Genomic DNA, 12,953 nt, shown 5'->3' with positions numbered 1-12,953 from the left:
TTTTAAGATTTCTATTACTTTCTGACAGAAATCTTGTGAAAATTTTAGCAAAAAATACTTTTGATCTCAGTTTTGTTGCATTTTTTTAATACCATAATTCTTCTTTGATTTTCTTTGTTGCATTAATGATAAATGGGCACAATTGAAGCAATATTAAATCATTTTAGGACTATGAAAATGAAACATCTTTTAGGCATCGGAATCGCAGGGAATTTTGCCAATCATTTGGAGCAGGCAGGAGAAGCAGACGGCTTTTGTAACATCGCCATCGATGATGAAGATGGACCAAAGGGAATTTTTCCTTTTTATATCCCAGGTCATGAGAGATTGGGGCGGGATTGTTTTGACAATCATCAATTGGTGCTGCCTCAAGACCCTAGCCTCAATGTACAAGCAGAATCAGAAGTGGGGCTAGAATGTGAGATTATCTATGAGGGTGATGAGGTAGTGGACTTGCATCCCAAATTTTTCATGGCATTTAATGATGCATCTGTGCGCAACGACAAAAAAGCTACAAAAATCTCTCAAAAAAAGAATTTTTCACCTGGCTGCAAGGGCTATGGCAGCAAGATTCCCATCGACAAATTTGAAAGTGGGGGCATATGCGATCATTTCTCCATCGCTTCTTTTATAGAGATTGATGGGGCGGTGCATGCTTATGGAGAATGCTCTCCACTCACGGGATATAGCTATTTTTACAAGCGCCTCATTTGTTGGCTGGTAAATAAGCTCAACAACCAAAAAGATGAATTCATCCTAGAAAGCTTCAAAGACCTAGTCTTCAAACACCAAAAGCCAAAAACCTGCATCATTGCAATCGGTGCCACCAAATATACAGAATTGGGGGAAAAGCGGTTTTTACATGATGGGGATAAAATTTTTATCGCGGTGTTCCATAATCAAAAATACACCCAGCAGCAAATTCAGAACTTCTTTGCTAGCAAAGAATTCCCAAAAGATGAGGGGAATCTCTCTTTTATTGTGCAAGAAGTGGTAAAAAACTAGTATAATGCACGGAAAAATTAAGGAGCTCTAAATGGCAGACGTAAATATTACCCCTGAAAGCATCATGGAAAAACTAAAAGAGAAGGGGGCGAAGCTTTCTTGTCCTTCTTGTCATGGCAAAGATATCGGAATTGCACCTGGTTTCACAAATATATTATTGCAAAATAAAATCGATGGAAGCCTTAGTGTAAATGGCCCTCATGTCCCTGCAATTTACACAGTTTGCAATAAATGCGGATCCATGAATCCTCATGCCGTAGCAGTGCTAGGAATCCTAAACCAGCAATAATACTACTCCTGGCTTTTTTGTAAAGCTGGGCACTCCAAATCCACTACTTCTACTTTTCAAAAGTTTCTCGCTTCATAAATTTTCTCAGATTTTTTAAAGTTTTGTTTTTCGTCTTTACAAGTTCTCCAAATCTTAGCAGAACTATTTTGCAAAATTTTCAGACTGGATTTTGCGGGTTTTTTCGGGCAAAGGGATTTCTTGAAGTGAGATTTTCAAAAATTCATCCCGACTCAAAAGCTCACTAAATTCCAAAAATTTCCACGATGCAACAAATTCCCTCTAAAAATTAGAGTTTTTTACCGCGAGTGTATTCGATGAGGCCCTGGATATTTTGCACATGATTTGGCAGGGTCAATTGTGCAATCTCAAATACTTTCAAACAAATAAACGCATCGCTAAGAGCACGATGCTGCTTGTCAATTCCAATCCCCAAAAAAGCATTCAAATGACCCAGGGAATAGCGCGCAGACAAAATCCCCCTTCTGGCCAATTCCACAGTGCATAACCGCGGATTTAGCAAATAAGGCTCGTTGTATCTAAGCAGTCGATCGCTAATAAATCCATAATCAAACACGACATTATGCGCCACAAACACACTGTTTCCCAAAAACTTGCGAAATCTTTGCAGAACCTCCCGCTCACTGGGCGCATCGGCAAGCATCCCCGCATCAATCCCTGTGAGCTCAGTGATATTTTCTGGCACAGATTGACTAAATACAAGTGTCTCAAAGGTATCAATAATTTCTCCCCCATGATATTTGATTGCGCCAATTTCTATGATGCTAGAGTGATTAGGCTTAGATCCTGTGGTCTCGATATCTACGAAACAAAATACACCATCTTTGATGTCTTTTTGCAAGGTGCCAAGCTCAAGCCTATCCCCACTCTCCTCAATCCATAGGCCACAATCCCGCAATAATTCCAAAATCAGATCCTCATCAAAAACCCCCAAAATCTCACCCATGTAGGGGAAAAATTTCTCCCTTTCAATAGAATCTTTTTGGAACTTTGCATAAACTTTTTTATACATTATCGCAAAGAATCCACGGCTTTTTTGTAATCACTTTGGTTGAAAATATAGCTACCTGCCACCACCACATCTACCATGCTTTCTTTAAGCAAAGAAATATTTTTTTCATTCACTCCGCCATCTACCTCAATAAGGCATTTAGGATTGTATTCTTGGATCCTATGATGCAGCATTTTTGCTTTCTTGCACACACTTGGGATGAATTTCTGTCCACCAAATCCTGGATTCACGCTCATAAGCAATACCATGTCAATATCTTCTAAAATATATTTCAGATCTTGTTCGCTGCTATGGGGATTTAGCACCACACAGGGGCGTATGCCATGTTTCCTGATGCTCTCAATCACGCGGTGCAGATGCTTGACCTCCTCGATATGCACACTCATAAATTCTGGCTTCAAGGGCGCAAATAACTCCACAAAAAAACTAACATTCTCCACCATCAGATGCACATCTAGGGGTTTAGAGGCATATTTTGCAATCTGCTCCAACACAACCGGACCAAAGGTGAGATTTGGCACAAAATGCCCATCCATCACATCAATGTGCAAAAAATCCGCCCCCGCATCACAAAGGGCCCGGATCTCCTCTCCCAGCCTCATAAAATTGGCAGACAAAAGACTTGGTGCAACCAGCATTGCTCCTCCAAAAAATCCAAAATCACTCAGGGCGTATAATACAATAAGATATAATAAAATCCAAAAAAAATGGAGGTAGAAAATGCAGCAAATCTTTGATACTCTCAAGCACATCGCTTTAGAAATTCATGCCCTTTTACAAGATTCTAACACCACTTATTTGGAGAGCACAAATTCCACAGGAGACGTGCAACTCCAAGTTGATGTCATAGCTGATAAACTCATTGAAGAGAGACTGCTAGCACTGCCTAGCGTGCGCGGAGTGGCAAGCGAAGAAAAACCAAATGCCATAGAAAAAGCAGAAGGAGAGTTTTTGATTGCCTATGATCCCCTAGATGGCTCTTCGCTTGTAGATAGCAATCTTAGCATTGGTTCAATTTTTGGAATCTATGCACAGGATTTCCAAGGCAAAAATCTCATTGCTAGCGCCTACATCATCTATGGGCCGCGCACAGAGATCGTGTTCGCACACAAAAACATCTCCTATCAAAGCTACAATGGCAAGCAATGGATCCAAAAACCCACTCCCAAACTCCAAACAAAAGGCAAGATTAGCGCAACTGGTGGCACGCAGAAACATTGGAGCAAGGAGCATAAGGCCTTGATAGAATCTTTTTTTGCTGCGGGGTATCGCTTGCGATATTCTGGTGGGATGGTGCCAGATTTGCATCAGATCCTCATCAAAGGTGGGGGGATCTTTAGCTATCCTGCTACAAGTGATGCGCCCAAGGGAAAATTGCGCAAGCTTTTTGAAGTTTTTCCTTTTGCATATATTTATGAGCTTTGCGGGGGAGAGGCCATAGGAGAAAATGGAGTGCGTTTGTTGGATCTGCCCTGTGCGCATTTGCACGATACCACACCTTGCTATTTTGGCAGTCTTGAAGAAATTGCATTATTTAAGGAGAAAAAATGAGTGAAAATCCTGCAAAAGATACCTTTGCATTGCAGCTAGATCGGGCATTGCAGGACTTGCAAAAATGCCAAAAAGAGAGGAACTACGACTCCTGTCTGAAGTGTGAAAAATTTTTTGAATGCCCTGTGCGCAAAAGCTATGTCAGCGCAGTGTATAAAAGCATGAACAAAGGAGAGCAAGGGGGGTTTGAATTTTGATATGGATCGACATCACAGATCCCAAATATGTATTATTTTTTCGCTCCCTCATTCCCTTACTTGAAACCATAGATTCTGTAGTTGTTACCACTAGAAAAAGCAAAGATTATGAGGAGTGCTATGCTTTGCTAGAGCTGTTTCAGATTCCATCCATTTGCGTTGGCAATTACGGGGGCAATGAGATTTTTGACAAACTAGAAGCAAGGCTAAAACGTCAAGAGGGATTTTTGGAGCTTTTCAAACGCATAGGCAAGCCCAATCTTTTTATCACTGGAGTGAGCGTGGAGGGGACGCAAACTGCATTTGGCCTAGGCATCCCTATCATTCAATTTTCTGATACTCCACTAGCAAGTCATCGTTTTGAACTCTCAAAAATCACGGTTGTAGCCAAACTTACCCTGCCTCTAAGCAGTCTCATCTTCCGCCCCTTTGTCGTCCCTGAGATTTGTTATAGTGCGCTAGGAGTGGAGCCAAAAAACATCATTGCCTATCCTTTTATTGATGTGGCACTCTGGCTCAAAGACCTGCCTCAAGGAGAAGATTTTCGCAAGCGCTATCACCTCCCCACCACGCGCCCTACAATCTTGCTGAGAGAGGAAGAATACAAAGCCCATTATGTCAGAACAAAACTTCCCATAATCTATGAAAGCATTCCTCTTTTAAATGAACTTGATGCAAATTTGGTGATCATGCCCCGCTATGGAAGCGCGGAACTTCATAGACAGTTTTCTTCTCTCAAAAATCTCACAATCTTAGAAGAAAAACTCCCACCCCAAGACTTTTATCCCTTTATCGACATCCTCATAGGAGGTGGAGGAACGATGAATCTAGAATCCTGCTATCTTGGTATCCCCACGATCTCTACTCGATCTCTTTTTTTGTTTCATGATAAATATCTTTTGGACCATCATCTCATGCAACATCACACAGATTCCCAAGCGCTCTATCATCAAGTAAAAGCCTGGATTGCACAAGAGACAAAGCGCAAGAATCAGAGGGAATTTTTTGAATCTTCTCCTGCAAACTTTCAAGAAATCTTTGCAATTATCCAGGAGAGATATTACAAACATCAAAAATAGTTAAGGACTGGCGAACAATTTTTTTGACTAGATTTTTTGGGTTTTGGTAATGATTTAGGAGTAAATTGGTAACAACTCAATACCAAAAAAGCATGCAATGAAGCCATGTAGCCCCATTCTCATGGGCTTTTCTTTAAGAAAAAACGATAAAATCCAGCAATAATCGAGTCAAAAAAGAGGAGCGCAAATGAAAAAAATTCTATTGAGTCTGTTGCTGTTTCTTGGGATGATGCATTTGGCTCATGCTAGATTTTTTATCGGCAGCAATGGAGGATTTGGGTTTGGATTTGGAACAAAATCGATCCAAAACTTGGTCTATAGTTCTGAGTTGGGATATCAATTTTTTTTTGAACCCAAAGAGCGTGTAGGAATGCGTGTATTTGGGCAATTGGGGTATAACAATCTGCTCACCTCAGATTCTGTCATCGCCACGACGCAGCCTGCATTGGGATTAGACATGCTTTTTGAGGGCACCAAGGAAGATCATTTTTTTGCCTTTGGGGTATTTGGCGGGATACAAGCTGGAATCAACTCCGCCCTCCCCATGAGTCGCAAGGCCCTGGCACGGCTAGCAGGCCTTAGTCCTAGCGATCCCGTGCCACTGTATCGACTCAACTTTTTGATAAAGGGAAGGATTGGCATGAGCTTTATTTTTGTGGAGCATCACAGGGTGGAATTCTTTGCGCTCATTCCCATTGCACCACGATCCATCAACGCCAAAAGAGACTACATCCCCCAAACCTATAATTTCATGATGGGTTATAAATTTGTCTTTTGAAAACACTTGCACAAAAACCCAAAAAGCAATTCAAGCCCTCCATTTGAAAAGCCAAAAAAGCCGCTTCAAGAACCCAAACAAATAGCCAATCTTTGGCCAGGAGCCTTGAGGAAAAAATTAGTTCTTTTCCTCTCGCAAAAACCCTTCTTCCAAAGTAACAAAGGCAATTTTGGATGATGACAAAACCACACTCCTGCAATTCAAGAAGACTCCCCCTCTTTTTTCTCTCCAAGATAACGAGGGAAGGGAGCAAACATCTCTTTTGCAAGACCACTTGGAGTAAATTCTTAAAAATCCCTAATTAAAACGAAAGTGCTAAGATTTTTCCAAACAAAGTAGGAGCAAACAGTGATAAGAACTTTGGGAATCGACATTGGGATTGCAAGTATTGGTTGGGCTGTGATTGAAGGAGAATATACAGACAAGGGGCTGGAAAACAAAGAGATTGTGGCTAGTGGAGTGAGGGTTTTTACAAAAGCAGAAAATCCAAAAAATAAAGAATCTCTAGCCCTCCCCAGGACACTGGCAAGAAGTGCCAGGCGCAGAAATGCGCGCAAGAAAGGAAGAATACAGCAAGTAAAACACTATCTCTCCAAGGCTTTGGGCTTGGATTTGGAATGCTTTGTGCAAGGAGAGAAACTCGCGACACTCTTCCAAACTTCAAAAGACTTTCTCTCTCCCTGGGAGCTTAGAGAGAGGGCATTATACAGAGTGCTAGACAAAGAAGAGCTAGCAAGGGTAATTTTGCACATTGCCAAACGCAGGGGATATGATGATATTACTTATGGAGTTGAAGACAACGATAGTGGTAAGATAAAAAAAGCAATCGCAGAAAATTCCAAGCGCATCAAAGAAGAGCAGTGCAAAACAATCGGCGAGATGATGTACAAACTCTACTTTCAAAAATCCCTCAATGTTCGCAACAAAAAAGAAAGTTACAATCGATGCGTGGGCAGAAGCGAACTAAGAGAGGAGCTAAAAACAATTTTTCAAATCCAGCAAGAGCTAAAGAGCCCCTGGGTCAATGAAGAACTCATCTACAAGCTCTTGGGAAATCCTGATGCTCAAAGCAAGCAAGAAAGAGAGGGACTCATCTTCTATCAACGTCCGCTCAAGGGCTTTGGCGACAAAATCGGAAAATGTAGCCACATCAAAAAAGGAGAGAATAGCCCCTATCGTGCGTGCAAACACGCTCCAAGTGCAGAAGAGTTTGTCGCTCTAACAAAGAGCATTAATTTTTTGAAAAATCTTACAAATCGCCATGGATTGTGTTTCTCACAAGAAGATATGTGCGTTTATTTAGGAAAAATCCTACAAGAAGCCCAAAAGAATGAAAAAGGGCTCACCTACTCCAAACTAAAACTTCTGCTAGATTTGCCAAGTGATTTTGAATTTTTAGGACTGGATTATAGCGGGAAAAACCCTGAGAAAGCGGTGTTTCTTTCTTTGCCTAGCACCTTTAAACTCAATAAGATCACACAAGATAGGAAGACCCAAGACAAAATCGCCAATATTTTGGGAGCAAATAAAGATTGGGAGGCGATCCTAAAGGAGTTAGAGTCTTTGCAGCTTAGCAAAGAGCAAATCCAAACAATCAAGGATGCAAAGCTTAATTTCTCAAAACACATCAATCTTAGCCTTGAAGCGCTCTATCATCTCTTGCCTTTGATGCGAGAGGGGAAGAGATATGATGAAGGGGTGGAGATTTTGCAAGAAAGAGGAATCTTTAGCAAACCCCAGCCCAAAAACAGACAACTCCTCCCTCCACTAAGTGAGCTTGCAAAAGAAGAGAGCTATTTTGATATTCCAAATCCTGTGTTAAGGCGGGCATTGAGTGAGTTTCGGAAGGTCGTCAATGCGCTTTTAGAAAAATATGGAGGCTTTCATTATTTTCACATCGAACTAACTAGAGATGTCTGCAAGGCAAAAAGCGCAAGAATGCAGCTTGAGAAAATCAACAAAAAAAACAAAAGCGAAAATGACGCTGCATCCCAATTGCTAGAAGTTCTAGGGCTTCCCAATACCTATAACAATCGCTTGAAATGCAAGCTCTGGAAGCAGCAAGAAGAATACTGCCTCTATAGTGGAGAGAAAATCACCATAGATCATCTCAAAGACCAAAGGGCCCTGCAGATCGATCACGCATTCCCCTTGAGCAGAAGCCTAGATGATTCCCAGAGCAATAAAGTCCTCTGCCTAACTTCCAGCAATCAAGAAAAAAGCAACAAAACCCCTTATGAGTGGCTTGGCAGTGATGAGAAAAAATGGGATATGTATGTGGGTAGAGTATATAGCAGCAATTTTTCTCCCAGCAAAAAGCGCAAACTCACACAAAAGAATTTCAAAGAGAGAAATGAGGAGGATTTCCTAGCAAGAAATCTTGTAGACACTGGCTATATCGGAAGAGTGACAAAAGAATATATCAAGCATTCTCTATCCTTCCTGCCTCTCCCTGATGGCAAAAAGGAGCATATCCGCATTATTTCAGGCTCTATGACTTCAACGATGCGAAGTTTTTGGGGAGTGCAAGAAAAAAATAGAGATCATCATCTCCACCACGCCCAAGATGCAATCATCATTGCTTGCATAGAGCCCAGCATGATTCAAAAATACACCACTTATCTCAAAGACAAAGAAACCCACAGGCTCAAATCTCATCAAAAGGCTCAAATCTTGAGAGAGGGAGATCATAAGCTTTCCCTAAGATGGCCCATGTCAAATTTCAAAGACAAAATCCAAGAATCTATCCAAAACATCATCCCCTCCCACCATGTGTCTCATAAAGTCACAGGAGAGTTGCATCAAGAAACCGTGCGAACAAAAGAGTTCTATTACCAAGCTTTTGGGGGAGAAGAGGGGGTAAAAAAGGCACTAAAATTTGGAAAGATAAGAGAAATCAATCAGGGGATTGTGGATAATGGAGCAATGGTGCGCGTAGATATTTTCAAAAGCAAAGATAAGGGGAAATTCTATGCTGTGCCAATTTATACTTATGATTTTGCAATAGGCAAGCTTCCCAATAAAGCAATTGTCCAAGGCAAGAAAAACGGAATCATAAAAGATTGGCTAGAAATGGATGAAAACTATGAGTTTTGTTTTTCGCTTTTCAAAAACGACTGTATCAAAATCCAAACCAAAGAGATGCAAGAGGCTGTACTAGCAATCTATAAGTCCACGAATTCAGCAAAAGCTACTATCGAATTGGAGCACCTCAGCAAATATGCCCTCAAAAATGAGGATGAGGAGAAGATGTTTACAGATACTGATAAAGAAAAAAACAAAACAATGACAAGAGAAAGTTGCGGCATTCAAGGACTTAAGGTTTTCCAAAAAGTCAAGCTCTCTGTGCTAGGAGAAGTGCTAGAGCATAAACCAAGAAATCGTCAAAACATCGCCCTAAAAACAACTCCAAAACATGTTTGATGAAGCCTTTCGCACTCTTTTTATGAGCAAGCCCGCCAAGCTTTCTCATAAAAACAATAATCTCATCATCCATGGCAAAGAAGATATAGGAATCCCTCTTAGAGACATCCACACCATAGTGATTGATACCCCTCAAATCACCCTCACTTCTTCATTGATGAAAGAATTGGCCCAATACAAGATCCTTGTATTTTTTTGTGATGATTCCCATCTGCCCAGTGGAGTATTCTCGCCCTTTCTTGCACACTACCGCAGCTCAGCCATACTCGATTTGCAAATCCATTTTTCCAAACAAAACAAGTCAATCCTATGGCAAAAAATCATCCAAGCAAAAATCCAAAATCAAACAAATCTTTTAATGCAAGAAAACAAAACTTCCACAGCCACAAAACTCCAAGCACTGCAAAAAGCAGTCAAACTAGCAGATGGCACAAATAATGAAGCCAAGGCTTCAGCCCTTTATTTCCCCTCTCTTTTTGGCAGGGGATTTTCGCGCAAAGACTTCTCTCCCATCAATGCAGCCCTGAATTATGGATATGCCATTATCCGAGGCTGCATTGCTAGAAACCTCGTAGGTTCAGGGCTCATTCCCTCTCTTGGGATCTTTCACTCCAATCAATTCAATCCCTTTAATCTTGCAGATGATTTGATAGAGCCCTATCGCCCCTTCGTGGATTCTAGAGTGCTAGCCCTGAGGATAGAAAATGAGCTCACACTCTCCCATCGCGTGGAACTTGTCAATCTTTTGAATACAAAAGTTTTGCTTCAAGGAAAGTTTTACCCATTTCATCGCTCCATCACTCGTATGGTATGGAGTATTTCAAACTTTATTTGCGATAGAGGCAAAATGATAGAATTGCCTATCTTGGACAAGGAAAGCAATGGAAGAGAAGTTTATGAGAGTTTTAGTGATGTTTGACATGCCCACAAAAAGCAAAGAAGATAGAAAGGCAAGTGCCAAGTTTCGCTCTACACTTTTGAAAGAGGGCTATTTCATGCTGCAATTTTCTGTATATGTCAGGATTTGCAAAGGAGTCAAAAGCGCAAATACCTATCTTGAACGACTTCATCTCTATTTGCCCAAAAAAGGACATATCAGAGCCTTGATTTTGACAGAAAAACAATTCGATCACATGAAAATCTTGATAGGAGAAATTTCGCAAGCACAAAAGGTCCAAAAACCTACTCCGCTCACTCTGTTTTAGGCTCGGTTTGAGGGGATGCTAGGCAGTTACCCCACAGAGGACCGAAAACTCTTTATTTTAGCCACATCCCACCTCCTGAAACTCCCTTCTTTAGGGGATCCTCAAGAGGTGTATTTTAGCATAAACATATTTATGAAGTGGCTAAAACTATGCGGGTCTCTATGTAAAGTTTTTCCAAATTTTAGCATAAACATATTTATGAAGTGGCTAAAACAGACTCTTTCTACGTGTTGCAACTGCATCAATTTTAGCATAAACATATTTATGAAGTGGCTAAAACATGCTGTGCATGGGAAAGATAACGCTACGAATTTTAGCATAAACATATTTATGAAGTGGCTAAAACCGTTTAGAGTGGCATCAAAACCAAGAAGGGATTTTAGCATAAACATATTTATGAAGTGGCTAAAACGAAGATTAATTACAATATTGCAGGCGTTGAATTTTAGCATAAACATATTTATGAAGTGGCTAAAACCTAGCAAGTATAACGTGTGGGTGGAGCAAGATTTTAGCATAAACATATTTATGAAGTGGCTAAAACACATGCAGTTCATCGCCGCAAAACTTTAAAATTTTAGCATAAACATATTTATGAAGTGGCTAAAACACGAATGCTACCAATAATCAAGACCGCAGCATTTTAGCATAAACATATTTATGAAGTGGCTAAAACAAAAAGAATCTTTGCAATCCGTATAGCTCAATTTTAGCATAAACATATTTATGAAGTGGCTAAAACAGGAAAGAAAAAGAGAACTACTAACTCTAATTTTAGCATAAACATATTTATGAAGTGGCTAAAACGCTTGGCATGAAATACAAATCCTAGCTCAAGCCAAGCAATACCAAATGCTCCCTAGTCATTTCTGCGAGAAAAACAATCAAAACTCCAAAAACCTCCCTCAGCTTTTCCATTCCACAAAATTAACATACACAAGACTGGCCATCAATGAAAAAGTAAAAACAAGCAAGAAGCATCTATTTTCTTTCTAAAGAGTTTAGACTCACTAATCAGCAGTTTTTATTTTTGATTAAAAGAAAATTTTATTATTTAAATTAAGTGGGAGACAGTAAAAAGCAACATATATATCCACATTTTATTGGCTTAAGAGAGTATTTGTCAATAAATATACTTTATAATGGCAAGATTTATTTTCTTAGAAAGAGAGTATTTAAAATGTTTCAAAAATTTCTTATCAAGCAAGTTCTTAAAAAGTGGAATTTTGGGCGTTATGTGATCGAGTTTTGGGATGGGGAACAAGTCAAAATAGGCGAGGGGGAGCCTGATTTCAAAATCACTTTAAAAAAGCCTTTTGGGCTAAATGCCTTCTCCCAAGATCTTAGCTTATTTTTTGGAGAGGCCTATATGGATGGGAATATCGAGATCGAGGGGGATTTTGATGCGATTTCCTATGTGATGTATCAGTTCAACAACCACCATCATCTCAACAAACACAAACACATTACAAGCAAAATCCACACAAAACAAGAAAGCAAAAATATCAAAAGCCACTACGATCTAGGCAATGACTTCTACAAGCTTTGGCTAGATCCCACAAAAAGCTATTCTTGTGCATATTTCAAGAATCCCACGGATGATTTGCACCAAGCACAAATCAACAAAATCGAGCACACTCTCAAAAAACTCGACCTCAAAAAAGGCGAAAAACTCCTTGAAATTGGTTGTGGCTGGGGTTGGCTCTCCATCATGGCAGCCCAAAAATATGGTGTCGAAGTCGTAGGCATCACCCTCTCAGAAGAACAACACAAAGAAGCCACACAAAGGGTAAAAGACTGTGGTCTTGAGGATAAGGTCACCATCATGCTCAAAAACTACCAAGACTTGGAGATGGAGAATTATTTTGACAAGGCAGTTTCCATTGGAATGTTTGAGCATGTAGGGCGGGCCAACTTCCCTCTATACTTTAGTAAAGTCAAGCAGTGTCTAAAGCCTAGCGGAAGCTTTTTGCTCCATACCATATTGGCTTCCTTTGAGGGAGAGACCAATGCCTGGATCGACAAATACATCTTCCCTGGGGGATATCTACCCTCCCTAAGAGAGCTTATTAGCATTGCGAGTGAATTTGATTTTCACTTGCTTTTGGCAGAAAGTCTAAGATTGCACTATGCAAAAACCCTAGATATCTGGAGAGAAAACTTCGAAAAGGAGATTGAAGAGGTCAGAAAAATGTATGATGAAAGATTTATCAGAATGTGGCGCTTGTATCTCAAAAGCTGTGCTTCCGCATTCCGAGTAGGAAGTGCTGATATTTTTCAATTTTTATTGACCAAAGGAGTGGACAACAACATCGCCATGACACATGCAAGAATCTATCAAGACTAACTCCACCTTCATAGATATTTTGGAGGGATTCCCAAATCTCAAAAATCCA

The 12,953-nt window shown here is 40.3% G+C and carries 12 protein-coding genes and 1 CRISPR repeat array; of the genes, 10 read left to right on the top strand and 2 right to left on the bottom strand.

Going from position 1 to position 12,953, the window contains the following annotated elements; translation table 11 throughout:
- The first annotated feature begins 177 nt into the window (after positions 1-177).
- Positions 178-1,005, top strand: a complete 828-nt coding sequence (locus DQN48_RS00165) for a DUF5718 family protein (protein WP_013022397.1) — start codon at positions 178-180, stop codon at positions 1,003-1,005.
- 31 nt (positions 1,006-1,036) lie between these two features.
- Positions 1,037-1,294, top strand: coding sequence for a hypothetical protein (locus DQN48_RS00160; RefSeq protein ID WP_013022396.1), 258 nt, complete (start codon positions 1,037-1,039; stop codon positions 1,292-1,294).
- Positions 1,295-1,580: 286 nt separating this feature from the next.
- Here the strand turns inward: DQN48_RS00160 and DQN48_RS00155 are convergent, their stop codons facing one another.
- Both DQN48_RS00155 and rpe read right to left on the bottom strand, forming a co-directional pair.
- Entirely contained in the window at positions 1,581-2,324 is a 744-nt protein-coding gene (locus tag DQN48_RS00155; RefSeq protein ID WP_013022395.1) for a 3'-5' exonuclease, read from the bottom strand.
- Entirely contained in the window at positions 2,324-2,962 is a 639-nt protein-coding gene (gene rpe, locus DQN48_RS00150; protein WP_013022394.1) for a ribulose-phosphate 3-epimerase, read from the bottom strand. The genes DQN48_RS00155 and rpe overlap by 1 nt, the downstream gene beginning before the upstream one ends.
- 82 nt (positions 2,963-3,044) lie before the next feature.
- On the opposite strand from rpe, the gene DQN48_RS00145 reads away from it, so the two are divergent.
- The 8 genes from DQN48_RS00145 to DQN48_RS00105 all read left to right on the top strand — a co-directional run bounded on the left by DQN48_RS00145 (position 3,045) and on the right by DQN48_RS00105 (position 12,904).
- Positions 3,045-3,875 (top strand): class 1 fructose-bisphosphatase, encoded by an 831-nt coding sequence (locus DQN48_RS00145; protein ID WP_013022393.1) that lies wholly within the window; start codon positions 3,045-3,047, stop codon positions 3,873-3,875.
- Positions 3,872-4,072 carry a hypothetical protein gene (locus DQN48_RS00140; protein WP_013022392.1) on the top strand — a complete coding sequence of 67 codons (201 nt, stop codon included), beginning with the start codon at positions 3,872-3,874 and terminating at the stop codon, positions 4,070-4,072. The genes DQN48_RS00145 and DQN48_RS00140 overlap by 4 nt, the downstream gene beginning before the upstream one ends.
- Positions 4,069-5,151 carry a DUF354 domain-containing protein gene (locus tag DQN48_RS00135; protein ID WP_013022391.1) on the top strand — a complete coding sequence of 361 codons (1,083 nt, stop codon included), beginning with the start codon at positions 4,069-4,071 and terminating at the stop codon, positions 5,149-5,151. Before DQN48_RS00140 ends, DQN48_RS00135 begins: the two co-directional genes overlap by 4 nt.
- Before the next feature lie 187 nt (positions 5,152-5,338).
- Positions 5,339-5,929, top strand: a complete 591-nt coding sequence (locus DQN48_RS00130; protein ID WP_013022390.1) for an outer membrane beta-barrel protein — start codon at positions 5,339-5,341, stop codon at positions 5,927-5,929.
- 348 nt (positions 5,930-6,277) lie between these two features.
- On the top strand, positions 6,278-9,352 hold the full coding sequence (gene cas9, locus DQN48_RS00120) for a type II CRISPR RNA-guided endonuclease Cas9 (protein ID WP_013022389.1): 3,075 nt from the start codon (positions 6,278-6,280) through the stop codon (positions 9,350-9,352).
- Positions 9,345-10,271, top strand: coding sequence for a type II CRISPR-associated endonuclease Cas1 (cas1, locus tag DQN48_RS00115; protein ID WP_013022388.1), 927 nt, complete (start codon positions 9,345-9,347; stop codon positions 10,269-10,271). The genes cas9 and cas1 overlap by 8 nt, the downstream gene beginning before the upstream one ends.
- Positions 10,249-10,557 carry a CRISPR-associated endonuclease Cas2 gene (cas2, locus tag DQN48_RS00110; RefSeq protein ID WP_170118045.1) on the top strand — a complete coding sequence of 103 codons (309 nt, stop codon included), beginning with the start codon at positions 10,249-10,251 and terminating at the stop codon, positions 10,555-10,557. The genes cas1 and cas2 overlap by 23 nt, the downstream gene beginning before the upstream one ends.
- 112 nt (positions 10,558-10,669) lie before the next feature.
- Positions 10,670-11,364: a CRISPR direct-repeat array (repeat unit 36 nt; unit sequence ATTTTAGCATAAACATATTTATGAAGTGGCTAAAAC).
- Between the two features lie 373 nt (positions 11,365-11,737).
- A complete protein-coding gene (locus DQN48_RS00105; RefSeq protein ID WP_013022386.1) occupies positions 11,738-12,904 on the top strand; it encodes an SAM-dependent methyltransferase in 1,167 nt (388 codons plus the stop codon).
- Positions 12,905-12,953 lie beyond the last annotated feature (49 nt).

Origin of the sequence: Helicobacter mustelae (genome assembly GCF_900476215.1) — a bacterium.
GTDB lineage: Bacteria > Campylobacterota > Campylobacteria > Campylobacterales > Helicobacteraceae > Helicobacter_H > Helicobacter_H mustelae.
Note: the sequence above shows the minus strand (reverse complement) of the source record. Positions and strands in the feature narration are given on the sequence as shown.